The sequence below is a fragment of the Frankia umida genome (assembly GCF_023242945.1).
Classification (GTDB): domain Bacteria; phylum Actinomycetota; class Actinomycetes; order Frankiales; family Frankiaceae; genus Frankia; species Frankia umida.
The window spans coordinates 15,795-41,310 of sequence record NZ_JALKFT010000011.1 but is presented as its reverse complement, the minus strand read 5'-3'; the positions used below and the strand labels follow the sequence as shown (position 1 = coordinate 41,310).

Annotated in this window: 21 protein-coding genes; 9 read left to right on the top strand and 12 right to left on the bottom strand. The window is 70.7% G+C overall.

Annotated elements, in window-relative coordinates:
- Positions 1-52: 52 nt before the first annotated feature.
- The gene (htpG, locus tag MXD59_RS12960; protein ID WP_248824903.1) at positions 53-2,047 is read right to left on the bottom strand and encodes a molecular chaperone HtpG; all 1,995 of its coding nucleotides are present in this window, start codon (positions 2,045-2,047) and stop codon (positions 53-55) included.
- Positions 2,048-2,357: 310 nt separating this feature from the next.
- Between htpG and MXD59_RS12955 the strand changes: the two genes are divergently transcribed.
- The 3 genes from MXD59_RS12955 to MXD59_RS12945 all read left to right on the top strand — a co-directional run bounded on the left by MXD59_RS12955 (position 2,358) and on the right by MXD59_RS12945 (position 7,748).
- A complete protein-coding gene (locus tag MXD59_RS12955) occupies positions 2,358-4,268 on the top strand; it encodes an ABC-F family ATP-binding cassette domain-containing protein (RefSeq protein ID WP_248824902.1) in 1,911 nt (636 codons plus the stop codon).
- A gap of 823 nt (positions 4,269-5,091) precedes the next feature.
- Positions 5,092-6,336, top strand: coding sequence for a terpene synthase family protein (locus MXD59_RS12950; protein ID WP_248824901.1), 1,245 nt, complete (start codon positions 5,092-5,094; stop codon positions 6,334-6,336).
- Positions 6,337-6,344: 8 nt separating this feature from the next.
- Positions 6,345-7,748 carry a cytochrome P450 gene (locus MXD59_RS12945; protein WP_248824900.1) on the top strand — a complete coding sequence of 468 codons (1,404 nt, stop codon included), beginning with the start codon at positions 6,345-6,347 and terminating at the stop codon, positions 7,746-7,748.
- A gap of 46 nt (positions 7,749-7,794) precedes the next feature.
- On the opposite strand, the gene MXD59_RS12940 is transcribed toward MXD59_RS12945, so the two are convergent.
- A complete protein-coding gene (locus tag MXD59_RS12940; protein ID WP_248825049.1) occupies positions 7,795-8,379 on the bottom strand; it encodes a TetR/AcrR family transcriptional regulator in 585 nt (194 codons plus the stop codon).
- 100 nt (positions 8,380-8,479) lie between these two features.
- Here MXD59_RS12940 and MXD59_RS12935 point away from each other — a divergent pair, with 100 nt between their 5' ends.
- Complete coding sequence (locus MXD59_RS12935) at positions 8,480-9,439, top strand: SDR family NAD(P)-dependent oxidoreductase (protein WP_248824899.1); 960 nt, start codon at positions 8,480-8,482, stop codon at positions 9,437-9,439.
- A gap of 85 nt (positions 9,440-9,524) precedes the next feature.
- On the opposite strand, the gene MXD59_RS12930 is transcribed toward MXD59_RS12935, so the two are convergent.
- Positions 9,525-10,013, bottom strand: a complete 489-nt coding sequence (locus tag MXD59_RS12930; RefSeq protein ID WP_248815728.1) for a flavin reductase family protein — start codon at positions 10,011-10,013, stop codon at positions 9,525-9,527.
- Positions 10,007-11,425, bottom strand: coding sequence for an NtaA/DmoA family FMN-dependent monooxygenase (locus tag MXD59_RS12925; RefSeq protein WP_248824898.1), 1,419 nt, complete (start codon positions 11,423-11,425; stop codon positions 10,007-10,009). Before MXD59_RS12925 ends, MXD59_RS12930 begins: the two co-directional genes overlap by 7 nt.
- Before the next feature lie 304 nt (positions 11,426-11,729).
- Between MXD59_RS12925 and MXD59_RS12920 the strand changes: the two genes are divergently transcribed.
- Together MXD59_RS12920 and MXD59_RS12915 are read left to right on the top strand one after the other, a co-directional pair.
- Complete coding sequence (locus MXD59_RS12920; protein ID WP_248824897.1) at positions 11,730-12,584, top strand: LysR family transcriptional regulator; 855 nt, start codon at positions 11,730-11,732, stop codon at positions 12,582-12,584.
- Positions 12,584-13,159, top strand: coding sequence for a cupin domain-containing protein (locus MXD59_RS12915; protein WP_248824896.1), 576 nt, complete (start codon positions 12,584-12,586; stop codon positions 13,157-13,159). Before MXD59_RS12920 ends, MXD59_RS12915 begins: the two co-directional genes overlap by 1 nt.
- Positions 13,160-13,180: 21 nt before the next feature.
- Here MXD59_RS12915 and MXD59_RS12910 read toward each other — a convergent pair whose 3' ends face one another.
- From MXD59_RS12910 to MXD59_RS12900, 3 genes are all read right to left on the bottom strand, one after another.
- The gene (locus MXD59_RS12910) at positions 13,181-14,320 is read right to left on the bottom strand and encodes an epoxide hydrolase family protein (protein ID WP_248824895.1); all 1,140 of its coding nucleotides are present in this window, start codon (positions 14,318-14,320) and stop codon (positions 13,181-13,183) included.
- An 18-nt stretch (positions 14,321-14,338) separates the two neighbouring features.
- On the bottom strand, positions 14,339-15,166 hold the full coding sequence (locus tag MXD59_RS12905; protein ID WP_372512062.1) for an acyl-CoA thioesterase: 828 nt from the start codon (positions 15,164-15,166) through the stop codon (positions 14,339-14,341).
- Between the two features lie 108 nt (positions 15,167-15,274).
- A complete protein-coding gene (locus MXD59_RS12900; protein WP_248824893.1) occupies positions 15,275-15,727 on the bottom strand; it encodes a PH domain-containing protein in 453 nt (150 codons plus the stop codon).
- Positions 15,728-16,159: 432 nt separating this feature from the next.
- On the opposite strand from MXD59_RS12900, the gene MXD59_RS12895 reads away from it, so the two are divergent.
- Positions 16,160-17,050: a hydroxymethylglutaryl-CoA lyase-like TIM-barrel protein gene (locus MXD59_RS12895; protein ID WP_248824892.1), complete on the top strand. Its 891-nt coding sequence runs from the start codon at positions 16,160-16,162 to the stop codon at positions 17,048-17,050.
- 166 nt (positions 17,051-17,216) lie between these two features.
- Here the strand turns inward: MXD59_RS12895 and MXD59_RS12890 are convergent, their stop codons facing one another.
- The 4 genes from MXD59_RS12890 to MXD59_RS12875 all read right to left on the bottom strand — a co-directional run bounded on the left by MXD59_RS12890 (position 17,217) and on the right by MXD59_RS12875 (position 20,944).
- Positions 17,217-18,182 carry an SDR family NAD(P)-dependent oxidoreductase gene (locus MXD59_RS12890; RefSeq protein WP_248824891.1) on the bottom strand — a complete coding sequence of 322 codons (966 nt, stop codon included), beginning with the start codon at positions 18,180-18,182 and terminating at the stop codon, positions 17,217-17,219.
- A gap of 118 nt (positions 18,183-18,300) precedes the next feature.
- The gene (locus MXD59_RS12885; RefSeq protein WP_248824890.1) at positions 18,301-19,074 is read right to left on the bottom strand and encodes a 3-hydroxyacyl-CoA dehydrogenase; all 774 of its coding nucleotides are present in this window, start codon (positions 19,072-19,074) and stop codon (positions 18,301-18,303) included.
- Between the two features lie 124 nt (positions 19,075-19,198).
- On the bottom strand, positions 19,199-19,510 hold the full coding sequence (locus MXD59_RS12880; RefSeq protein WP_248815718.1) for a putative quinol monooxygenase: 312 nt from the start codon (positions 19,508-19,510) through the stop codon (positions 19,199-19,201).
- Between the two features lie 198 nt (positions 19,511-19,708).
- Positions 19,709-20,944, bottom strand: a complete 1,236-nt coding sequence (locus MXD59_RS12875) for an ABC transporter substrate-binding protein (RefSeq protein ID WP_248824889.1) — start codon at positions 20,942-20,944, stop codon at positions 19,709-19,711.
- A gap of 535 nt (positions 20,945-21,479) precedes the next feature.
- Here MXD59_RS12875 and MXD59_RS12870 point away from each other — a divergent pair.
- Positions 21,480-22,367 (top strand): dioxygenase family protein, encoded by an 888-nt coding sequence (locus MXD59_RS12870; protein ID WP_504858352.1) that lies wholly within the window; start codon positions 21,480-21,482, stop codon positions 22,365-22,367.
- A gap of 7 nt (positions 22,368-22,374) precedes the next feature.
- On the opposite strand, the gene MXD59_RS12865 is transcribed toward MXD59_RS12870, so the two are convergent.
- Entirely contained in the window at positions 22,375-23,979 is a 1,605-nt protein-coding gene (locus tag MXD59_RS12865; protein ID WP_248824888.1) for an FAD-binding oxidoreductase, read from the bottom strand.
- Positions 23,980-24,523: 544 nt separating this feature from the next.
- Here MXD59_RS12865 and MXD59_RS12860 point away from each other — a divergent pair.
- Positions 24,524-25,390, top strand: coding sequence for a DUF427 domain-containing protein (locus MXD59_RS12860; protein WP_248824887.1), 867 nt, complete (start codon positions 24,524-24,526; stop codon positions 25,388-25,390).
- Positions 25,391-25,516: the final 126 nt, after the last annotated feature.

Sequence of the window (25,516 nt, the reverse complement as noted above, 5' to 3'; positions counted from 1 at the left end):
GTGCGGGCCGGCCAGGTGGTGGTCGGGCGTCAGCTGGCCGGCCCCCGTCCGCCTACAGGGCGCTGGCCAGGCGGCCGGCGAGCAGGCGGGTGAAGCGGGACGGGTCGCGCAGGTCGCCGCCCTCGGCGAGCAGGGCCAGGTCGTAGAGCAGGTCGGTGGTCTCGGTGAGCGCGGCGGACTCGGTGTCCTGCTCGTGGGCGCGGCGCAGGCCGGCGACCAGCGGATGGGTCGGGTTGAGCTCCAGGATGCGCTTCGCGGCCGGCACCGGCTGGCCCATCGAGCGGTACATCCGCTCGAGCGCGGGTGTCATGTCGAAGGTGTCGCCGACGACGCAGGCGGGTGACGTCGTCAGGCGGGAGGACAGCCGCACCTCCTTGACCTCGTCCCGCAGCCGCTCACCCATCCAGGTCAGCAGCGCGGCGAAATCGGTGCGCTGCTGCTCCCGCTCCGCCTCCGTCTTCTTGCGGTCGTCCTCGGTGTCCAGGTCCACCTGTCCCTTGGCCACCGACTGCAGCACCTTGTCATCGAAGCGGCCGACCCGCTCGACCCAGACCTCGTCGACCGGGTCGGTCAGGATCAGCACCTCGTAGCCACGGGCCGCGAACGCCTCCATGTGCGGCGAGTTCTCGATGGTCGCCCGCGAGTCACCGGTCATGTAGTAGATCTCGGTCTGGCCCTCCTTCATCCGTTCGACGTAGCCGCGCAGCGTCGTGGTCTGCTCCGGGTCGTGGGTCGAGGCGGCGGAGATGATCTCGAGGATCGCCTCGCTGTCCTCGGCCGCGTCGAGCAGACCCTCCTTGACGGCGGCACCGAACTCCGACCAGAAGGTGCGGTACTTCTCGGCTTCGTTCTCCAGCAGGTTGCGCACCGTCGCCAGCACCTTGCGGACCAGCCGACGGCGCACCTGCTGAATACGCCGGTCCTGCTGCAGGATCTCCCGGGAGATGTTCAGCGAGAGGTCACGGGCGTCGACGACACCCTTGACGAACCGCAGGTAGTTCGGGAGCAGCGCCTCGCAGTCGTCCATGATGAACACCCGCTTGACGTACAGCTGAACGCCGCGGCGGGCGTCCCGGGTGTAGAGGTCCAGCGGCGCGCGAGACGGGATGAACAGCAGCGCCTCGTACTCGAACGTGCCCTCGCCCTTCATCTGGACGACCTCGAGCGGGTCACTCCAGTCGTGGCTCAGATGCCGGTAGAGCTCGTTGTACTCGGCCTGGTCGACCTCGTCGCGGGGCCGGGCCCACAGCGCCTTGCGCGAGTTCAGCGTCTCGATCTCGATCGTGGTCGCGGCGACCGACTCACCCGCGGCATCGGCGTCCGCATCCGCATCCGCGTCCGCGTCGGCGTCGGCGTCGGCGTCCGGCAGGGGGGCGGGGCGCTCGACGGCCATCCGGATCGGCCAGGCGATGAAGTCGGAGTACTTCTTGACGATCTCGCGGATCTTGTGGTCGGCGGTGTAGTCGAACAGCCGGTCCTCGGCGTCCTCGGCCTTCAGGTGCACCGTCACCGCGGTTCCGCGGGGCGCGTCGGGCACGTCCTCGATGGTGTAGGAACCCTCGCCGTCGGACTCCCAGCGGGTACCGGTCCGCTCCCCCGCCCGCTGGGTCACCAGGCTGACCCGGTCGGCCACCATGAACGTCGCGTAGAAACCGACACCGAACTGGCCGATCAGATCCGCCGAGGCCGTGGTGTCACCCGCCGCCCGCGCCTCGGACAACGAGCGCAGCAGTTCGGCCGTGCCGGAGCGGGCGATCGTCCCGATCAGGTTGACGACGTCCTCGCGGGACATGCCGATGCCGTTGTCGCGCACCGTCAGGGTGCGCGCGTCCCGGTCGACCTCGAGGTCGATGTGCAGGTCAGTCGTGTCAACGCGCAGCTCCTGCTCGGTCAGTGACGCCAACCGCAGCTTGTCCAGCGCGTCGGACGCGTTCGAGATCAGCTCCCGTAGGAACACGTCCTTGTCCGAATAGATCGAGTGCACCATGAGGCGCAGCAGTTGGCGCGCCTCCGCCTGGAATTCCAGCGTCTCGACCCGGGTGGTCACGGAGTTCCTCCATACGAATTCAGCCGAACAGGGTCGCGAACATCGGGTATCCACCACACCGCATCCGCGGCGGAAATCATACCTATCACTGCTGATCCGTCCCCAACCATGCCGCCAGCGCCCGAACGGTCACCCCGAGGTGACGCAGCGGTGGCTCCGGGGTGGAAAACGGCTTGCCGCGGCGACGCTGCCGTGGCAGGTTCGAGAGCGCTCCCACTCCCGGACGAAACGAGTTGCCGATGCTCCGCTGAGGCGCCGACCCGACGGCCCACCGTGGCCGTCCCGCCTGGTACCGCCTCGGAGGACACGTATGTCCACCCAGCTCACCCTGGATGGCGTCAGCAAGTCGTACGATCATCGCCGCGTGCTGTGGGATGTCAGCTGCTCCCTGCCGCCCGGCGGCCGCACCGGGATCATCGGTGAGAACGGCGCCGGCAAGAGCACCGTGCTGCGGCTGCTCGCCGGTCGTGAACAGCCCGACGAGGGTCGGGTGATCGTCCAGGCCGACGCCGGCGTCGGCTACCTGCCGCAGGAGGCCTCGCTGCCGTCCCACTGGACGGTCGGTGACGCCGTCGATGACGCCCTCGCCGAGCTGCGGGCCATCGCGTCCCGGATGCGCCAGCTCGAGGCGATGATGGCGGGCACAGCCGGACCAGCGGGCACAGCCGGACCAGCGGGCACAGCCGGACCAGCGGGCACAGCCGGACCAGCCGCCTCGGATGCGGTGCTGGAGGAGTACGGCACGTTGCTGACCATGTTCGATCTGCGGGGCGGCTATGACGCGACGGCCCGGGTCGAACGGGTGCTGCACGGGGTGGGGCTCGCCGGGCTCGCGCGGGAGCGGGCGCTGGCCACGCTCTCCGGTGGGCAGCAGGCCCGGTTGCGGCTCGCGTGCGTGCTGGTGGCCAGCCGCGAGGTGCTGCTGCTCGACGAGCCGACCAACCACCTCGACGACGACGCGCTGACCTGGCTGGCCACCTACCTGCGCGCCCGCACGGGCACGACGGCGCTGGTGTCCCACGACCGCGTGTTCCTCGAGGCGGTCGCCGGCACCCTCGTCGAAGTGGACGCGGCCAGCCACGGCCTGACCCGCTACGGCAACGGCTACGCGGGATATCTGCAGGCCCACACCGCCGCTCGGGCCCGCCAGGCCCAGGCGCACGCGGACTGGCGCGCCGCGGTCGACCGCCAGCGGGAGGCCACCCTGACCACGGCCCGCCGGGTCTCCCCGCATCGCGCCGCGACCGATCGCAACAAGATGTCCTACGGCCTGGCCGGGGACCGCGTGCAGCAGGCGGTCGCGAGCCGGGTCCGCAACGCCGAGGAACGCCTGCGCCGCCTGCTCGACCACCCCGTCGCCGCACCCCCCGAAGCACTGCGCTTCGCCCTGCCGTCCCAGCCATCCCGCCCAGCCCAGCCGCCCCGCCCGTCCCTGGCCGTCAGCGCCGGTTCCGCCGGCGCCCCGGACTCCACCGGCACCACCAGCCCAACCGGCACCACCAGCCCAGCCCGCACCACCAGTCCAGCCGGCACCACCAGCCCAGCCGGCACCACCAGTCCAGCCCGCACCACCAGTCCAGCCGGCGGGACGCTGCTTGGCGCGGTGGAGGTGACGGTGGCGGGTCGACTGCCGGCGGTGTCGCTGGTGGTAGGCGCCGGGGAGCGGCTGCTCGTCGACGGCCCGAACGGGGCTGGCAAGACGACCCTGCTGCGGGTACTCGCCGGCGATCTCGTCCCCGACGGCGGCGAGGTCACCCGGCATGCCACGATCGCGCACCTGCCGCAGCAGATCCCGGTCACCCATCCGGAACGCACACTGCTGGCCGCCTTCGCACACGGCCGCGCCGCCCTGACCGACTCCACGCGGCGGGGTTCGCCCCGCACCGGTGGACGGGTCGAGGTCCGGCCCGAGGACGCGCAGGCGCTGTTGGCCTTCGGGTTGTTCACCCGCGAGCAGCTCATGGTGCCGCTGGGACGGGCGTCGGCCGGCCAGCGGCAGCGCCTCGCGCTTGCCCTGGTCCTCGGGGCCGGCGCCGACGTCCTGCTGCTCGACGAACCCACCAACCATCTCTCCCTGGTACTCGTCGAGGAGCTCGAGGCCGCACTCGCCGCCTATCCCGGGGCGATCGTGCTGGTCAGCCACGACCGGTGGGTCCGCCGCCGCTGGAACGGCGACCGCCTCACCCTGGCCCACCATCCCGGCGCCGCCCCGCGGACGTGACCATGCCCCGCATCCCCGCACCCGCACCCGCACCCGCACCCGCACCCGCACGATCTTCCCGCGGATCCGCCCGTCGGCGGCCGACCCTGCGGTCCGCGGTCAGATGCCGAGGGTTGGACGGCCACATGCCGAGGGTTGTATGGAAAATCGGGCCCTGAATCCTCGAACAACCCTCGGCATGTCATCGTCCTGACCACAATTCGGCTGCGTCGAAGCGCTCACCCCGCCACCGCCGCGACGAGGTAAATACTTATATCTGCACATATCAGACATCCAGCTGGCCGCGATCCGGCATTACCGAGGCTCGGCGAGACATCGAACCACCCGACTTGCGCACCAGGCCTCGACCGGACGCGATCGAGGCCGCGGCGGGCACCGCATGCCCGCGCCACGCGGCATGGCCACGCGACACGGACGGGCCGGTCGCGGAAGTGGCCCCCCTCGGCCGGGCGGGCCGGGGTGGCGGACGCGCCGCCGGCACCGCCGATCGTGACGAATGCGTCACCGTGCCACCGGCCAAGTCGCCGTGCCACCGGCCAACCAGCCGCGGAGCGCGGGCGACCGGGGGTCGTCCGCGGTGGGCGTGTGAGTCGGATCGCAGTACGCGCGAACACGCGCCGGAGCACCGTCGTCATGGCATCTCGACCGCATACCCACCTTGCGCCACACAAGCCGATCCGGTTGACAACTGCCAGCTACTTATCTAATGTTTTCACCACTCTTCCACTCGAACGCCGTCTTCGTGTGATACCTCTACCTATAACAGCCGTTTCCGCCGACACCCCTGCCCAGCGCTGCCGAGATGCGAGGAGACGAGGAGCGGATGGAAGCGGGTCCGTCGTCCGATCCGGTGCGTGAGTTCTTTCTTCCCGAGCTTCCGCGGTCGTTGCCATGGCGATATCACCCGCAGGCGGCGCAGATCGAGTTCGCATCCAACGGGTGGGTGCGCGCATACCTGTCCGACTGCTTCTCGAGCGAATCCGAGCTGCTTTTCTTTCTGCGTCAGCGCAACGGTCTTTACGGTCCGCTCACGGTGCCGGACGCCGACGCGCGGCGGGCCCGTGACGTGGCCGACTGGTATCAGTTCGTCACGGTCATAGACACCTTCGTCTCCGACCGGACCGGTCTCGGCGCGAACCTCGCCGATGCCCGCGCCGTCTTCGCCGCGATCATCGGCGACTTCATCCCCGAGCAGCCGCAAGGTGACGAGACGCGGTCCACCCCGGTGCGACCCGGCGAGACCCGGCCCGACCAGGCAAGGACCGACCAGGCGCGGGTGGATCAGGCAAGGACCGACCAGACGCGGGTGGATCAGGTCGCGTACGGGCGGGCGGCGCGGGATCTGTGGGAGCGGATCAGCACGGGGCTCAGTCGGGCGCAGACGGGGCGGCTGGTGGCCGCCCTCGCGGCGTTCCTGCGTGGCTGCGCCACCGAGATCGACGCGAAGCTCGCCGGCACGGTGCCCGACTACGAGACCTGCCTCGCCGTCCGGCTGGACAGTTTTGGCTGCGATTTCATCGAGCTGATGACCGAATACGGCGCCGAGGTGGATCTGAGCGACATCGTCGCCGAACTGGCCGCTGTCCACGACCACTGCCGCCGCCAGATGATCATCATCAATGATCTGCTTTCCTGGCGTAAGGAGCATGCCCAGAACGATCCGATGACCGTGGTGCGGGTGCTGGTCGAACATGACGGGCTCGCGCTGCAGCCCGCGGTCGACCAGCTGTGCGGGCTGGTGGCGTGGCACGAACGGGAATACGCGCGGGCTCGCGACGAGCTGCTGGCCGGCCCGCTCGGGGCACGTGACGACGTCCGACGGTATCTCGGCGCGCTGGACCTGCTCATGGGCGGCAGCCAGGAGTTCGAATACCTCACACCACGCTACTTCGGTGACGGTTTCGTCTGGGACGGCGCGACGTCCGGCTGGGTCGATCTGTATGCGCCGGTGACGCGATTTCGCCCAGATCCGTGGGAATCCGTGCGATCCTTGGAACGCCTCCAGCCCACGGTGCCACCTGGCGCCGCCGGGCGCCCGACTGGCGGGGCAGCCATCGGTACCCGTTAGGTGGTGTGGTGACGACCAGCGAAACCGTGGCTCGGCCAGGTCGCGACCAGGTACGCACCCGTTCGTACACGTTCGCCGTCGCGGACGGTCGCGTTCCTGGCCTTGGTCATGCACCGGCACTGATGCGTCGACCACTGGACTTTCTCGCCGGCCTGCCCGCCCAGGGAGATCTCGTCGAGATCAGCCTCGGGCCGCGCCGGGCGTATCTGGCCTGTCATCCCGATCTGGTGAACGAGGTGCTGGTACGCACCCGGGTCTACGACAAGGGCGGGCCGCTTTTTGACAAGGTCCGGCTGCTCATCGGCGACGGGCTGGTCAGCGCGCCGTGGGAGGTGCACCGTCGACTGCGCCGGCTGATGCAGCCGGCCTTCCACCATGGCCGCCTCGACGGGTATCTGCAGCTCATGGCCGAGGAGATCGACCGGGTGCTCTCGACCTGGCGCGCGGGCCAGGCGATCGACGTCAACGAGGCGCTGCACTCCCTCACCCTGCGGATCACCGCTCGCACGATGTTCGCCACCGACGTCGCCGAATCGCGCATCCTCAACGAGGTCGCCGCATGCATGCCGATCATCATGCGTGGCGTCTACCAGCGCACGGTCGCCCCGGTGGACTGGTGGGAGAAACTCCCCCTGCCCGGTAACCGCCGGTTCGACCAGGTCCGCGCCCGGATGCTCGCCGTCATCGGCGAAACCATCGAACTGCAGCGCCGCGACGGCACCGACCACGGCGACCTGCTGTCCATCCTCGTCGCCGCGCGGGACGGGGACGAGGCCGCGCGGCTCTCCGACGCCGAGGTGTTCGACCAGGTCATGACGCTGCTGATCGGTGGGACCGAGACGACCGCGAACGCGATCGGGTGGGTGCTGCACGTGCTGGCGCAGAATCCGCCGGTGGAGGCGGCGGTGCACGCCGAGATCGCGGGCGTCCTCGAACGCTCGGGCGGCGACACACCGGGTGTCGCCGACATCGCGGCGTTCGACTACACCGGCCGGGTCCTTCAGGAGACGCTGCGGCTCTACCCGCCGGCGTGGGTGCTGACCCGGGTGACCACGCAGGACACCGACCTCGGCGGCCGGCACCTGCCGCGCGGCAGCATCGTCCTGTACAGCCCGTACGCAATGGGGCACAGTGGCGCGCTGTTCGCCGACCCGGAGCGCTTCGACCCGGACCGTTGGCTGCCGGCGCGGGCCCGGGAGATCCCGCCTGGTGCGTTCACCGTGTTCGGTGGGGGCAGCCGCAAGTGCATCGGTGACACGTTCGGCCTGGCCGAGGCCACCCTGACCATCGCGAACATCGCCCACCGGTTCTGGTTGCGTCCCGTGCCCGGTGCCCGCCCGCACACCGCGATCCCCCGGGCGTCGCTGGGTACCGGCCCCTACCCGATGGTTCCCTGGCTGCGCCGGCCGTAGCGTCCCCGCCCGGCGGCGAGCCGGCCCGACAGCAGATATCCGGCGATCATGATGGCGGCGATCGTCGGCGGGCCGGTGGGCGCAGCGCGGCGAGGAACAGGTCGAGCAGACGGCCGGCCTGGTCGCGGTCCTGACGGTCGGCGGCGGCCAGGCAGATCCCGGACAGGGCGACGAGCACGTCGTCCGGGGCGACGTCCGCCCGTAGTTCGCCCGCCGACGCGCCGGCGCGCAGCAACGTGGCCACGGCGCTGGTCAGCCGCTCCCGGCTGCGTGCGAAGGGATTGCCCCCGGAGGCGACCAGTGCCCGCAGCGCCGACCCCATGCCTCGCTTGGTCGTCAGGTAGTCGAAGAACCGGTCCATCCAGGCCCGCAGCGCCGCCGCGGGCGCCAGCGTCACGAGCAGGTCGTCGACGCAGTCGCAGAGCCGGTCGAGTTCACCCTGGTAGGCGGCGTCCACCAGGGCCTCCCGGGTGGGGAAGTGCCGGTAGAGGGTGCCGATGCCGACACCGGCTTCCCGGGCGACCGCCTCCAGCGGCACCTGCGGCCCGTCCTGCGAGAGCACCCGGACGGCCACCGCCAACAGGCGCTCCCGGTTACGCCGCGCGTCGGCACGCAGCGGACGTGCCGCCATGTTCACCTCCCGGGAATCTTCCGGAGGGACCTCCGGTTATGACCGATCGAAGTGGAGGAACCTCCGCTTGATTTTACCGATCTTCTGGAGGAAACGCCGCATGAGCGACCGGATCACGACCCCGTTCGGTGCCGAGTCGACCGCCGCCGAGGTGCTCGCGGGCCTCGACCTGACCGGACGGCGCGCCATCGTCACCGGCGGCGCCTCGGGTATCGGGATCGAGACGGCCCGGGCCCTGGCCGGCGCCGGAGCGGAGGTGACCCTGGCCGTGCGCGACGTCGCCGCGGGCGAACGGGTGGCCGCCGAACTGAAGGCGCCGGTGCCGGTCCAGGTCCGCCACCTGGACCTCGCCGAGCCGACCAGCGTCGGGACCTTCGTCGCCGGCTGGGCCGGCCCCTTGGACATCCTGATCAACAACGCCGGCATCATGGCCTCGCCGCTGCTGCGCACACCGCGGGGCTTCGAGTTGCAGTTCGCCACCAACCATCTCGGCCACTTCGCCCTGGCCACCGGCCTGCACCCGGCGCTGGCCGCCGCCGCCGCGGCGTCCCCGACCGGCGAGGCGCGCGTGGTGTCGGTGAGTTCCAGCGCCCACCACCGCTCCCCCGTCGTGTTCGACGACATCCACTTCGAGCGCCGTCCCTACGAGCCGTGGGCGGCGTACGGGCAGTCGAAGACCGCGAACGTGCTGTTCGCCGTGGAGGCGACCCGCCGGTGGGCGGACGATGGGATCACCGTCAACGCGCTCATGCCCGGCGGCATCCGCACCAACCTGCAGCGTCACGTCTCCGAGGCGGATCTCGAGCGGCTGCGCAGGGCCGCCGCGGGCGACGGCACTGGTCCCGCGCTGCGCTGGAAGAGCCCCGAGCAGGGTGCGGCCACCTCGGTGCTGCTCGCGGCGTCCCCGCTGCTGGCCGGGGTGGGCGGACGCTACTTCGAGGACTGCCACCAGGCCGAGGTCGGGATGCTCTCCGCCCGCAACGGCGTCGCCGCCCACGCCCTTGACCCCGAGGCCGCCGCCCGCCTGTGGGACCTCTCGGTCACCACCCTCGCCGGCTGACCACGGCAGTCGGCGTCGCGCGCGAGCGGCCCGGCCCGGCCCGGTTCCGCGGAACCGGGCGCGGCCCGGCGCGGCACCGGAGCGGCTACTCGAGGCGGCGGAAGCGGCTGGCGTGGAAGACGAGCGGGCTGACATCGTGATCGGCGTCAAGGTCATGGACCTCGAGCACGATGATGTCGTGGTCACCGGCCCGGACCTGCTGGGAGACGCTCGTCTCCAGCCAGCCTCCGGCGTCGTCGAGCAGGACGGCCCCGGCGTCGGTGGTGCGCCAGTCAAGCTCGGCGAACCGGTCGGCGCCGCGACCGGCGAGCTGACGGCCGTGGCGCTCCTGGGCGGCGCTGAGGATGCTCACCCCGAGACGGGGCGCGGAGCGCAGCAGCGGCCAGGTGCTCGACGAGTGCGCGACGCACACCGAGACCAGCGGCGGCTCCAACGAGACGCTGGTGAACGAGCTGACCAGCAGCCCCACAGGTGCGCCGTCGACCTCCGCGGCCACCACGGCCACACCGGAGGGAAACGAGCCGAACACATATCGCAGCCGAGCTGAGTCGATGACCTGCGGTGGGCTCACCATGTGCCGACCTCCACCGCATCGAGAGTACTGGCCGCTCGGGCCACTGTGTGCCGGTTTGCCGGGACCTGCAGACCGAGGTTCCCGCGCAGCGTCGTCGAGGAGTACTCGTCGCGTACCACGCCACGGTCGCGCAGGATCGGCACCACCTGCTCGGCGAAGCGGGCGAACTCGCGCGCCGAGTTCACCGTGATGTTGACGCCGTCCAGGCCGTCCGCCTCGAACCAGCGCTGGAGTTCGTTCGCGACGGTCAGCGGGGAACCGACGAACGGCGAGCGCTGGGCGTCCAGCTGGTGCTCGACGACCTGGCGCAGGGTGAGGTTGCGCTCGCGGGCCAGCGTCGTGATCGACTCGGCGTGGGTGCGGAAGCTGCGCGCGCCGGCGTCGCCCACGTCCGGGAAGGGTGCGTCCAGGTCGTAGCGGGTGAAGTCGTGCCAGCCGAACGGACGGCCGAGTTCGGCCAGTGCCCGCTCGAAGCTGCGCCCGCCGCGCGCCGCGTCGTCCTTGGCCCGCGCCTCGGCGTCGGTGTCGGCGATCACCGGGGAGATGCCGGGGACGATGAGCACATGCTCGGGGTCGCGTCCCTTCGCGGCCGCCCGGGCCCGCATCTCGCGGCGGAACTCCTGCGCCTGCGCCAGCGACGGCGCATGGGTGAAGATCGCCTCAGCGATGCTGGCGCCCAGGTCACGCCCCTCCTCGGAGTCACCGGCCTGGAAGATCACCGGCTGACCCTGCGGGGTGCGCTCGAGGTTGAGCGGGCCGACGACGCCGAAGTACTCGCCGCGGTGGTCCAGGGTGTGCTGACGGGTCCGGTCGAAGAACTCGCCGCGCGCGCGGTCGCGGGGGAAGGCGTCGGACTCGTAGGAGTCCCACAGGCCCTGCACGACGCGCACGTGCTCGAGCGCGCGGCCGTAACGGGTGGCGTAGTCGTAGTGCTCGTCGCGGCCGTAGTTGCCGGCGGTGCCCGCGTCGCCGCTGGTCACGACGTTCCAGCCGGCCCGCCCGCCGCTGATGTGATCGAGTGAGGCGAGCCTGCGGGCCACGTTGAACGGCTCGTTGTAGGACGTGGTGATCGTGCCGACCAGGCCGATGTGGTGCGTGTGCACCGCGATGGCGGACAGCAGCGTCAGCGGCTCGAGCCGGCTCAGGTAGTGGTGCGGCGAGTCCGGCGTGATGAACTGGCTGTCGACGATGAACACATGGTCGAACTTCGCCGCCTCGGCCTGCTGTGCGCGGGCGATGTACCAGCGCACGTCGACACTCGCGTTGGTCGGGATGTCGGGATCCAGCCAGGTGGTGTGCTGGCCGGGGCCACCGACACCGAACAGGACGGCCCCCAGCTTCAGGGTGCGCCCCGGCCGCCGGGCCGAGCCGGAGTTCGAAGCCGAGCCGGGATGCGGAGTAGAATCGGACATACTGACCTTCCTGGACGCCTGTACATACGTCAGCACGGACGTCCACACGCCAGTTCAGGCGTCGGTCTGGACGTCCACCGGAGGAACGGCGCGGGCTCGGGCGGCCGGCGCGGCGGGCACGGAGGTCAGCGACAGAGCGCGGCCTGGCCGCGGGCGAAATCAAGCCAGCGACAACGTGTCAGCAACACGCAGGTCAACTGGGCCATGGCGCCCAGCATGCGGCGCGTGCGGCGGTATGTCCAACGATGCTTCATGATGGCGATCCATCGCGGATCGTGATGCATTCTCGAGTAGCCTGGTGAACATGCGCCGGACCCTGGACATCGCCCCCCTGCGCAGCCTCGTCGCTGTCGCGGACTGCGGCGGTTTCCAGCGGGCCGCGACCTCGCTGCATCTGAGCCAGGCGGCGGTCAGCCAGCATGTGCGCCGTCTGGAGGCCGCCACCGGGCGGCTGCTCGTCGAACGCCAGGGGCGCGGCTCCCGGCTGACCGCGGACGGCGAGAAACTGCTCGCCCAGGCCCGCCGCATCCTCGCCCTGCACGACGAGACCCTCGAGGACTTCGGCTTCGCGGGCGACGCGACCCTGGTCATCGGGTCGACCGAGCACGCCGCCGCCCAGGTGCTGCCGCCGCTGCGCGCCGCGTTGGAGGACGGTCCGGCCGGCCATCAGATCCGGTTTCGGATCGACCGGGGCTCGAAACTGCGCGAGCGGCTCGACGGCGGCGGCGTCGACCTGGCCCTGCTGCTCGGCCCGGCCGACGATCCGCGGGCACGGGCGGTCGGCGATCTGGAGCTGACCTGGTACGCCGCCCCCGGCTGGCACCGCCCCGCGGCGAGCCTGCCGATCCCGCTGGTCGCCTTCGACCATCCGTGCGCGCTGCGCACCCGCGCGTTGGAGACACTGTCCCGCCATGGCCTGCCCGCGGTGATCGGCGCGGAGGCCATCCAGCTCGCCGGGGTACAGGCCGCCGTCGGCGCGGGCCTCGGGGTCGCGCTGATGGCGACGTTGCACCACACCCCGGTCGGGCTCGTCGCCCGTGACGACCTGCCCTCCCCCGGTGCCCTTCCACTGGCGGTGTGGTCACGCACGGGCCTGGCCGAATCGGTCACCCGCCGGGCCGCCGACGCGCTACGCGACCTGCTCGCCGAAGGAGCCTGATGTCCGCCACGTCCGCCACGTCCGCCGGGTCAGCCGGGTTGTCGGGATCGCCCGGTCGCGCCATCCGGGTGGTGCGCACGCCCGGCGGGGTCGCGGTGCCCGCCGACATCGACCCGTTCCACCGTCGGCTGCACCGGGTCGCCCCCGCGGGCCTCGTCGGTGACACCACCCAGACCACGGGGATGCGCCGCCGCGAGGCGATCAGCGGCAAGACCGTCGGCGCCCGCAGTCTGTGGATGGGTCAGACGCACGTGCCCGCGTCGACGTCCTCAGGCAACCATCACCACGGCGCGTCCGAAACCGCGATCTACGTGGTCGCCGGCCATCCTGTCTTCGTCTTTCTCAACGTCGAAGGGGATGACCCGGTCGAGACACGTGTCGAGACGTCCCCCGGCGACTACGTGTTCGTCCCGCCGTACGTACCGCACCGCGAGGAGAACCCCGACCCGTCGGTGGAGGCACTGGTCGTGATCGCCCGCACCACCCAGGAGGCGATCGTCGTCAACCTCGAGGGCCTCGACTGGTCCGAGGTGCGCACCGATGATCCGGGCGACACCGGCTCCGCCTGCTCGTAGCCGGCCACGGCGGGTGTCCGGTCAGCGCACGAGCCGGAAGAAGCCGCGGACCTCGTCGACGAACAGGGCCGGCTGTTCGAACGCGGCGAAGTGGCCGCCGCGCGCCGGTTCGCCGAACCAGCGCAGGTCGGTGAACCTGCGTTCGGCCCAACGCCGCGACGCCCGGAAGATCTCGTGTGGGAAGACCGAGATCCCCGACGGCACCGCGACCTCGTCGGCATCGACCTCGCGCAGGCTTTCCCAGTACAGCCGGGCCGAGGAGGCACCCGTGCCGGTGAACCAGTACACCGACACGTCGTCGAGGATCTGGTCCCTCGACAGCACCTGCGCCAGATCACCGTCGTGGCCGGTCCACTCGTGGAACTTCTCGACGATCCACGCGCACTGCGCGACCGGTGAGTCGACCAGGCCGTAACCAACGGTCTGTGGGCGGGTGGACTGCTGCGAGGCGTAGGCCATCCCCCAGGTGGTGTACTCGCGCAGCCGGGCGAGCGCCGCCCGCTCCGCATCGGTGAGGTCGGTGAGCTCGCCGCGGGCCACAGCCTGGCCGATGCCGACCAGCGGCATGTTGACATGCACGCCGACGAGTCGGGCGGGCCGCTGCTGGGCAAGACTCGTGGTGACCATCGCCCCCCAGTCACCGCCCTGCGCGCCATAACGGTCATAGCCCAGCCGGGTCATCAGGTCGTCCCAGGCGCGGGCGATCCGCGGGAGGGCCCAGCCGGTGGACGTCGGGCGTGCGCTCCAGCCGTAGCCGGGCAGCGACGGGATGACCAGATGGAACGCGTCCGCCGGGTCCGCCGGGTTCGTCAACGCCTCGATCACACCGAGGAACTCCACCACCGACCCGGGCCAGCCGTGGGTGAGGATCAGTGGCAGCGCGCCGGGATGCGGCGACCGGGCGTGGATGAAGTGGATGTCCAACCCGTCCAGCCGGGTGCGAAAATGCTCGAACGCCCGCAGTCGGGCCTCGGCGGCGGCGAAGTCATAGCCATCGGCCCAGTAGCCACACAGCTCGCGCAGATAGCCCACCGGAACGCCCTGCGACCAGTCGTCGACCGTCGCAGACTCGGCCCAGCGGGTGCGCCGCAGCCGGTCACGCAGGTCCGCGACGGCGGCGGAGCTGTACTCGGGGCGTATCTCGACGATCGCATCGGTCATGGCGTACGACGGTATCGGTCAGTGTCGCAACAGGCCCGCTTCCTGCATGGCGGAGGCCACGAGCTCGCCGTCGCGGGTGAAGAACATGCCCCGGGACAGCCCGCGGGTGCCGCCGACGGTCGGGCTGTCCTGGGCGAACAGCAGCCAGTCATCGGCGCGGAACGGACGGTGGAACCACATCGCGTGGTCGAGCGACACCAGGTCGAGCCGCCCGGGCCCGGCCCTTAGATGCGGGCGCCGCGCGGTGGTGGACAGGGTGACGTCCGAAAGATAGGTCAGCGCGCAGACGTGCAGCAGCGGGTCGTCGGTCAACGGCTGATCGACGCGAACCCAGATGTACTGCCGGGGCATCCCGTCCTCGGGGGCGGCGGAGCTGGTCACCAGCCGGAGATCGAGCAGCTGGAACGGCGGGAAGTCGGGGGCGATCAACATCGGCCCCCACCGCTGGGACTGCTCGTCGGGGCCGGGAACGTCAGGCATCCGCAGCCGATGGCTGTCGTCACTGTCCCGGGGACGCTGGAAGGATGCCGACATCGAGAAGATGACCTCCCCGTCCTGGACGGCGCTGACCCGACGGGTGGTGAACGACCGGCCTTCGCGCAGCCGCTCGACGAGGTAGACGATCGGCGCGTCGGTGCGGCCGGGGCGCAGAAAGTAGCCGTGCAGCGAGTGCATCCGCCGGTCGGGGTCGACGGTGCGCCCGGCCGCGATCTGCGCCTGGGCCGCGACCTGCCCGCCGAAGGCGCGCATCGGTGCACCCTCATGACATCGACCGCGGAAGATGTCGCGGTCAAGGGTGTCCAGGGTCAGCAGATCCGCGAAGTCAGGCTTGTGCTCCAGTGCCACAGCGCCGAGGCTACCCGCGCCGGGGTAGCCGGAGCGCACCAGAGCACGCCGGCCTGTCACCAGCCCCGTCAGGTGTGGTCAGCCAGCGTCAGGGGCGGCCGACCAGCGTCAGTCGTCGTCCAGGGCCGGTTCGGGGGCTCCACCGAAGATGCCGTCGCACAGGCGCAGGTAGAACCGGTCGGGCCGGGGCACGTGTTCGAGTTTCTCCAACGCGCTGACGTGATCGCCCTCGGTCTCCATCTCGAACGTGCCGTAGCCGAGAAGCCGGCCGTTGGGATCGAGTTTGTACGACAGGTCGGTGATCTTCGACAGTGGCAGGCTCTGTATCCGCCGGGACAGGATCCCGGACGCCTTCACCAGCCGGCTGTTCGTGATGAGCAGCACGGTGAGATACCAGCCGAGCAGTCGCCACATGAGCCGGAGGACCGCGGCCAGCGCCACCCACCACAGCAGCGTGACCAACACACCGATGCCCGCGTGGTGGACGGCATCGTAGAGGGAGACGGCGATGGCGACGGCGAGCACGCCGGCCGTCTCGAGAACCACCCGGGCAACCACCACCCAGTGAAATCGTATTTGTACGGTTAGATGTTCGTTGCTGGCCAGATAGCTGTCGATGCGCATGGCGGAACCATCCCCGTGTGCCCCCCGAATTCCGAAAGATCATGATCGCACACACAGCGCGATGCAGGCTATCCCCTATCCGACACATCGCGACCCGGGTGTCACATCCGGCGATCAGGTGACCGGGCCGGCGCACCAGACATCCTTCGGACATCCACCGGACAGGGCCGGGTTGACGCGGGGTGTCGGCCCGTGCCGCCCGACCGCGCCGACCAGGCAGCGGTGCCACGCACATGTCACCGGGCATTTCCGTGAAATCATCAGTGATCCGACGGACCTTGCCTCACATCTCGAGACCGCCCGACAATTCGTCGTGAACCGCGATTCTGTGCAGACCGCGCGGAACCGCGTTCGGCGAGAGGAGTTCGGTTGCCCACCGATCTGTCCACGGACATTGTGCGGACGTCCGCCCAGGCCGGACGCCTGGTTCTCTGGGAGGAGTCAGCCCGCGACGGCGCCCAGGGGAAAACCCTGATGAATGCCGGGTTCAGGATAAGGCTCGCCCGGAAACAGGGGCAGATCTTCGGTGTGCACGGCGCCCGACATGTCGTTTTCGCCGCCGGGTTTCCGGCGGTGTGCGCCGAGGAGTTCGAGGTGACCCGGCGGGTCGCCCTCGAGGTGGACGGCGCGGTGAGCCCGGCGGCGGTGTGCCGGGCCACCGCCGCCGATGTCCGCCAGGCCGTGGCCGCGGTACACGCGGCCGCCCGCCGCCGGGTGATGATCGTCGTGCCGGCGTCCGACCTGCTGGCGGATGTGATGCTGCACCGGACGGCACGCGCGATGCTCGCCCTCGCCCCGGAGCTGGTCGACGAGGCGCACGCCGCGGACCGCACGGCGGGCGGGGTGGCGGGCACGCTGTCGGTGGACGTCTGCCTCGCGGACGCGCCACGGGCCGATCCGGTGCTGCTCGCGGAGCTCGCCGAGCGGGTGACCGCGGCCGGCGCCGGCGCCGCCGCGATGTTCGGCCCCGACATCCCGATTCTCGACGCCGACACGATCACCAGCGACGCGATCACCGCCGGGACGGCGTCGGCCGGGGCACGCACGGGCGCGACGACGATGCTGCGGCTGGGCGCCGACGGCACGCTGGGCCTCGTCCGCCACGGCGCCCACGACCGCCCGCACGGACCGGACGGGTCCGCGGCACGGCCGGTCGTCGACTATCTCACCGACGTCCAGGCACGGTTTCGGGCCACGACGACCCTGCTGGCTTGTTCGTACGAGGCGGCACCGTCCATCGACCATGACCACGGTCTGTGACGCTGCCGCCGGGGCCCACGGGTGTGCAGAGTGCACACGGGTCGCCGTGGGGGTATCCGCGTCCGATTTGCCCCCCACAGCGACCCGTATAGGGGGATCTTGCTGTGGGGCCGGTTGCGGAGCATCGCGGTGGCGGGGTGGGTTGCCGGCTGTCGAGCCGGACGGCTCAGACGGCGGCGCCGACGCGGTCGACCAGTGCGAGCGAGCGCTCCCACAGGGCGGCGCGGACGGCACCGTCGTAGGCCTGCGGGTTGGCGCGGGTCTCGCGCTGACGGTCGAAGAACCTGCCGGTGACACCGTCCAGCGCCGGGCTGGTGACCAGCCGGTGGGTGGCCTCGACACCGGTCTCGAGGGCGTCGACGCTGTGGCCGACTTCCAGCAGCACCATCTTGGTCGGCATGTACGTCGCGGGGTGCAGGCTGTTGACGGTGATCTCGGCGGGGTCGACCCGGTCGGCGAGTTCGAACCCGGACATGATCTGCGCGAGCTTGCTCTGGGCGTAGGCCTGTCCGCCGTTGTAGGCGCGCTCGAGCATGAGGTCGTCGAAATCGAGGGGATGCTGGCCGAGGGAGGCGACGTTGACGATCCGGGCCGGCGCACGCCCGACCGGGCCGGCGGTGGTCGAGCCGGCGGTGGACGAGCCGGCGGTGGCGGTGGCGCGCAGCAGCGGCAGGAGGTCCAGGGTGAGCAGGAACCCGGCCAGGTAGTTGACGGCGAAGCGCAGTTCGTGGCCGTCGGCGCTGGTGCGGCGGGTACGACCGTCGGGTTCGCCGGAGCCGATGCCGGCGTTGCTCACGAGCACGTCGAGTCGGTCGGTGGCGGCCCGCACGTCGCCGGCAAGTCGGCGGACCTGGGCCAGATCCGCCAGATCCGCCTGGACGGTCCGCACCCGCGGGCCATCACCGGGACGACTCGCGGTGCCGGGACGACCCTCGGGACCGGGGCTACCCTCGGGACCGGGACGACTGGCGGGACCGGCGAGTGCGTTGAGCTCGTCGGCCAGCGCGGCTAGTCGGGCAGGGTCACGGCCGTGCAGGATGAGGGTGGCGCCTTCGGTGGCGAGTCGGGTCGCGAGGGCCCGGCCGAGGCCGTCGGTGGCGCCGGTGATCAGGACGGTGCGAGGCTCGGTCATGGGCGCCTCCTGCCCGCTTCGCGCCGCGTTGATTCCCGGGAGACCGACGATCCCGGGGCAATGTCAGCCCTTGACGGACGCCACGACGGACGACTCAGCGGGTAATTCGGCGGACGGCTCAACGGGGCGCCATCCGGACAGCACCGTCGAGGCGGATGACCTCGCCGTTGAGCATCGCGTTGTCGACGATGTGGGCGACCAGGTTCGCGTACTCGGCCGGGTCCCCGAGCCGGCTGGGATGCGGGACCTGGGTGCCGAGCGAACGCAGCGCCGTTTCGGGCAGCGACTCCAGCAACGGGGTGCGGAACAGGCCCGGGGCGATGGTGACCACCCGAATCCGATGTTGGGCCAGCTCACGGGCGACCGGCAGGGTCAGGCCGACCACACCGCCCTTCGACGCGGCGTAGGCGGCCTGGCCGATCTGACCCTCGTAGGCGGCGATGGACGCGGTGTTGACGAGCACGCCGCGTTCCTCGCCGTCGGACTCGACCGGGGTGTGGGCGATCATCGCGGCGGCGGCCAGGCGCAGCACGTTGAAGGTGCCGATCAGGTTGACCTCGATGACCTTGCGGAAGCCGTCCAGGGGGCTGGGCTGCCCGTCCCTGCCGACGACGCGTGCCGCCGGGCCGATGCCGGCGCAGTTGACGGCCACGGCGAACGGGCCGTGCGCGAGCGCGGTGTCGACCGCCCGCCCGACCGCGTCCTCGTCGGTCACGTCCGCCGGGACGAAGCTGGCACCGGAGCCCAGCTCGTCCACGATCCTCTTGCCGTTGCTGGTCGGCAGGTCGACGACGACGACGTGCGCTCCCTGGCGGTGCAGCCGCTGGGCGGTGGCCAGGCCCAGGCCGGACGCACCGCCGGTGACCAGCGCCGACTTCCCCGTGACGTTCATGGCGAGCAGCCTGCCACAGCCCGCCCGGCCGACCCTGCGATGCCGCGCCCGACGCCGGGACCGTAGGCGCCGGGACAGGACATCGAGGTCGACGCCTCCCTGGAGGGTGGCCGTCCCGAACGGGTCAGAGCTGGCCCTGGCTGGCCGTGCCCAGCGGGATCGCCCGCAGGCGGCGGATCACCGGCGCCTCGGCCAGGCCCCCGTCCAGCCCCGAGACGAGGGTCTTCATCGCCGGGCTGGTCCCGTGCTCGTCAAGCAGGTCCTCGGACGTCCACTTCTCGACGATGACGAACTCGTCGTCGCTCTCGTGCAGCGCGTACAGCTCGCAGCCCGCGTCCTGCTCGTGGACGAGTGGGAAGGCCGCCTCGAACGCGGCCCGTACCTGCGCCCGCCGCTCGGGCAGGGGCTTGAGCACGGCGACGACGACAACACTCATCGAATCTCCTTCGACAGGCCAGAAAGGACAGAAAGGACAGACAGAACGAACAGGGATCACCACAACGAGGCGGGCCGCAACAGACAGTACGGGTGGCCACCGCGCCCGCGGTGACCACCCGTACTCATCTCAGCAGGTCGACCGGTGTGCCGTCAGCCCCTGTTCACCCCAGTTCGCCGCGGCCACACCGGGTCGGGCTCAGTCCTCGATCGGGGTCGCGCCGAGGACCTTGTAGGCCTGCGGCTGGCCCTTGTCGTCCAGGACCGAGATGATGCCGCCGCGGACGCAGGTGGACGGCGCCAGCGGGTCGGCCTTGCCGTTGCAGCGGAAGCCGATGTCCAGCGCGCCGGCCAGCTGCCGCTGCGGTGCCTTCTTGATCGTGGAGGTGATGTTCGCGGCCGTGATGTCACCGGTGATGCCCTGCGCGCCGGTGACCAGCGCCGTGACCTCGATGAAGGAGGTCATACCGATGTTGCGGGTGGTGTCGATGCCGCTGCCGTAGGTCTCGGCGACGGCGTTGTAGAGCCGGGTCGAGGCGTTGTCCGCGCCGATGGGTGCGGATGCGGCGACCGTCATGCCCTTGAGGATCGAACCGGGCACGGCCTTGCGGGTCGCGTCGGTGATGCAGCCGCCGATGGTGGAGATCGGACCGGTGAAGCCGACCGCCTGCAGACCCTTGAACGCACTGATGCAGAACGAGTCGTTGCCCAGCACGAAGACGAGGCCGGGGTCCTTGCTGACGATGTTCTGCATCTGCGGGGTCATGTCCGCGGTGCCCGGCGGCACGGCGACGACGTTCAGGGCGACTCCGGCCTTCTGGAAGACCCCGGGAGCGACCGTCTTGAGCGAGTCCACCGCGGCCGGCACATCGATCACGACGTAGGTGACCTTCTTCAGGCCGGCGTCCTTCGCCCGCTGGATCGGGAGCGTGTAGAAGCCGAAGGTGTTGTCCTGGATGGCGAAGGTCGACTCGGTGTCCTGGGTGGTCGCCTTGGTGACGCCGCTGTAGAGCATCACCGGGATGTGCGCCGCGTGCAGCGGCTCCCAGGCGGCGCCGATCACCGTGGAGGCACCGATGACGGTGGCGACGACCTTCTCTTCGATCAGGCGGTTCGCGCAGTCGGTGCCCTTGCTCGGGTCGGCCGCGGACTCACAGCTGACCAGCTCGATCGGACGCCCGCCGATACCGGCCTTGTGCTGGTTGAGATATTTGACGGTGGCCTTGGCCACCGTGATCTCGATCGAGTTGTCGGAGATATCGGTCTTGCCGTCGGAGATGAAGCCGATCTTGACCGGTGCGCCGGCGGCCGCGTTGACGGGCCCCAGCACGCTGCCGGCGCTGGGCGCCACCGTCGGGCTGTCGGCCTTGTCGTCGCCGCCGCTCCCACAGGCAGCGACGAGGGCCAGCAGACCCGCGGTCGCACCGGCTAACACGACTAACCGCCCACGCCGACGCTTCGACGGCCGGCTGTCCGCGGTGCCGCGCAGCGCAGTCTCTCGCGGAAGGTTTTGCTGTCCCATAAACTTAACCTCGTTCTCGAACTGCCTGGGTGGTCGTCGCTGGTGGCCGAAGGCCTAAGCCCGCGGAACTGGGCGGCGCACACCTCGCCCGCGCTCCTCAACCCCCTCGATCAACATGCAGGTGACCCTAGTCACACTCTAAGTCGACGTCAATATCGACCTTGGCGAATCCATGGGTTGGCGACCGAGCAGGCCGACCGTGGGCCTCGGCCGGCGGCGGGTCCGGGCGGGCAGCGGCGCCCGTCCGGTGGCACAGGCTTCCCACAGACCTCGCACAGCAGACGCACAGGCTGGGGCGGCTTACTGAGGATCTCCACCGAGAGACGGAGCCTCGCATGGCGCACCGACCATCCGCCCGCAGCCCGCGCCCGACCTACGAGGGTCGGCCGTTGCCCCGCCCCGACGAGGAGCTCGTCGACCAGATCTGGCCTTCGACCTGCGCACCGCGATGAACCGGCGCCGGCTACTGGCCTTCCTCGGCGTGGGTGCCGCCACCGCGGGTCTCGCCGCCTGCGACACCTCCGCGGACGCGTCCGCCACCAGCTCGTCCAGCACCGCTGCTACCACGAGCGGCGGCAGCGGCAGCGGCAGCGGCAGCGGCAGCGGCTCGACGTTGGCGGAGATCCCCGAGGAGACCGCCGGCCCCTACCCGGGCGACGGGTCGAACGGACCGGACGTGCTGGAGCTGGACGGCATCGTCCGCCGCGACATCCGCAGCAGTTTCGGCGGGGCGAGCGGCACCGCGCAGGGTGTTCCCACGACCATCTCGCTGACCATCAGGGATCTCGCGAACAGCGGCGCGGCCTTTACCGGCGTCGCCGTCTACACCTGGCACTGCGACCGGGACGGAAAGTACTCCCTGTATTCGCAGGGCATCACCGACCAGAACTATCTGCGTGGTGTCCAGATCGCCGACGCGAACGGCACGGTCAGCTTCACCAGTATCTTCCCCGCCTGTTATGACGGACGCTGGCCGCACATCCACTTCGAGGTCTATCCCGACCAGGCGAGCATCACCGACTCCACCAGGGCGATCGCGACGTCCCAGATCGCCCTTCCGAAGGCGACCTGCGACGTCGTCTACCAGCAGTCCGGTTACGCCACGTCGGTGACGAACCTGGCCCGGGTCAGTCTGGCCGGCGACAACGTCTTCGGCGACGACAGCGGCGCCCGGCAGCTCGGCACGGTCACCGGCAGCGTCACCGCCGGTTACACCGTCGCGCTCACCGTCGGCGTCGACACGACGACCACCGCGGGTGGTGGCGGCCAGGCGCCGGCGGGTGGTGACGGTGGCGGCCGTGGTGGTGGCGGCGGCCGTGGTGGTGGCCGGCCGTAGGCGCCCGCTACTCGGCGGGTCGGACCGCCAGCGCGTGGTGGAAGCGGTCCTGCGGGTCCCAGCGCTTCTTGATCTGGCGTAGCCGCGGGTAGTTGCCCTTGTAGTACAGCGTCGACCAGGCGGTGGACGACGTGTTCCAGGCGGCATCGGCCAGGTCGACATCGGGATAGTTGATGTAGGCACCGTCGTGGCGATCACCGGGAACGGGAACGCCGCCGGTGTCGGCGAACAGCTCCCGGTAGAGGCCGCGCACCCAGCTGAGGTGCAGCTCGTCCTCGGCCGGGTCGATCCACCGCACGGAGTACTGCGCCTTGATCACCGAATCACGTTGGGGTATGGCCCGTTCGTCCGCCCGCAGACTGTTGATGCGGCCACCGTAGCCGGCCAGCAGGACGGTCGCGGCCCGCCCCGGATACCCGGCCCGGGAAAGCCACCGGTAGAGGGTCGCCAGCTGCGCCGGGGTGTAGCTCTTTCGCAGATAGGACGACTTGAGCTTCACCCGGTTGCCTATCCCCGGGCCGAAATCGGCGAAGCTTGAATACCGGAAGGCGTCCCACCACGGCAGCGTCCGCTGGTTGCCGACCGGTGCGACGCTCGTGCCCTCCCCCAGCGCCGCGACGAAGTCGCGCAGCAACCCGGCGGCGTTCGGCGCGGTGGCGTCGACCTGCACGGTCAGGCCGAGATCTCCGGTGTTGACACTGTTGAGCGACAGCACCGCGAACAGGGCGCGCTCCGGGGCACCCGGGGCGCTGTTCGCCTCGTGCCAGCGGGTGAAGTTGGCGACGATCCGGGTGTAGCTCGTCTCGTCGAGCTGAGCCCACGGCCAGCGGTACTGGGCCAGCAGCAACGCCGCCGGCGGCTGGGGGAGCCAGGTCGCCGGGCTGTTCCCGGTCGCGTGCGGATCGCGTAGCCAGTAACGGGTGACGACCCCGAAATTACCGCCTCCGCCGCCGGTGTGCGCCCACCACAGATCATGGTTCGGATCGTCGGCCGCGGCGGTCGCCACCACCGTGCGGGCCTGCCCCGAGGCGTCCACCACGACCACCTCGACGGCGTTCAGATAGTCGACCACCAGCCCGTGCAGCCGGGAAAGCGCGCCGTAGCCACCGCCGCTGATATGCCCGCCGGCACCGATCTGCGGGCCGACACCGCCGGGCACGGTCACCCCCCACCGTTTGAACAGCACCTCGTAGACTGTGCCCAGCGTGGCCCCGGCTTCGACCACGACGGCGCCGCGTGGCAGGTCGGCATACACCCCGGTGAGCTGCGAGAGATCGATGACCGCCCTGACCGCGGGGTCGCCGACGAATCCCTCCAGGCAGTGCCCGCCACTGCGGACCGCGATTCTTCGGTTCTCCCGCACGGCGTCGGCGACGGCACCACGCACCTGCGCCACCGTGGTGGCGAGCCGGACGTGGTCCGGTTGGCCGATGAAGCGGTAGTTGATCCCGCGGACCAGATCCTGATAGCGCGCGTCACCAGGCCCGATCACGGCCGCGGACGCTACCGGGGTGGGTGCGGTGGCGGCGCGGGCTGGTGACACGGCCAGGCCGGTGCCGACCGCCGTCGCGCCGCCCAGCAGCCCCAGCCGCCGTCGGGTCAGATCGTTCATCGCTGCTCCCCCTGTGCGCGTGTTCGCGCCGACGAGGCGGCGCACTGGCCGGGACGGGCGGTCGCCGCCATGCGACCGGGAATCCATGACCACGGATATCGGCTCCGACGGGAACACAAACGGACCCACCGAGTTCAGGGCAGCGAAAACCCACCGATCGGCACCCGAAGGAAAATCCCCGTCGGAAAGCAAACAATCCGGATCTCCGACGTGGCTGACACCAGCCGTACGAAGGGGGATGCTACTGGTTGTCCGCCGCCGGGTCGGCCTTTTTCCCGGTTCCGGGATATTCCGGCGTCACGGCATCGGATCGCACTTTTCGGTGACACATCCGAGCCGGTGTTCAGGTCCGCGTGACGGTGACCGCCCGGCCGGGCGAGGTGGTGGGGCATCGACGCCCGCGGCCTGCCGTGCCCGGTGGGTCGGGAAGGCCCGCGGGCGGGTCGTTGTTCTGGTGGACGCCGGCAGGCCACGCACGATCGAATGCTGTGACGGACGTCCGCGCAGGTGCGCGGACACGGACGCGGTGGAGGGAACCAGAGCCATGACGAGCACTCCCCCGGGCACCACACCCACACCCACACCCACCGACACGCGGGCAGCCACCGACACTCAGGCAGCCGACGCTCAGGCGGCCGCCGCGGCGTTGGCGGCCCTGCCGGCCGCCGGGGCCTCGAAACCGGCCAGTGCCGTCGGCGGTGAGCGGGTCCACGCCGAGCGGGCGGGCAAGCGGGTACGGGCCCTGCTCGGCGGCCAAGTCGTGGTGGACACGGTCCGCCCGGTGCTGGTCTGGGAGGGCCCGCACTACCCCGTCTACTACCTGCCCGCCGAGGACGTCCGCGCGACGCTGGTGCCCAACGGGACGGTGAACCGCTCGCCGAGCCGGGGTGCGGCGGTTCGCCACGACGTCGTCATCGGCGACCACACCGCCCCCGATGCCGCCGTCACCCACCCCGACTCCCCCATCCCGGCGCTGCGTGGGCTCGTCCGGTTCGACTGGAACGCTCTGGACACCTGGCTGGAGGAGGACGAGATCGTCTACGGGCACGCCCGCAACCCGTATCACCGCATCGACGTTCTCGCGAGCTCCCGGCATGTCCGGGTGGAGATCGACGGTGTGACGGTCGCCGATTCGGTCCGTCCGGTGGTGTTGTTCGAATCCGGTCTGCGGCCCCGCTATTACCTGCCGCTGACGGATGTGCGTACCGAGCTGCTCACATCGTCGGATTCCGCCACCCACTGCCCGTACAAGGGAACCGCGAGCTACCATTCCGTGCGGGTGAACGGCGAGGTCCACGAGGATGTCGTCTGGTACTACCCCACGCCGCTGTTCGAGAGTATTCGCATCGCCGGCCTGGTCTGCTTCTACGACGAGAAGGTCGACGTCCTCGTCGACGGCGTCCACACCTGATTCCACGGGAGAGCGTCGTGCGCGGCCGGGTGTGGCCACCACGATGGGTGTCCTTGACTGGATCGGTGACATCGACTCCTGCACAGCCCCTGGCGCTCGAGGCCCGGGCGTTGGGCCCGGACCTCG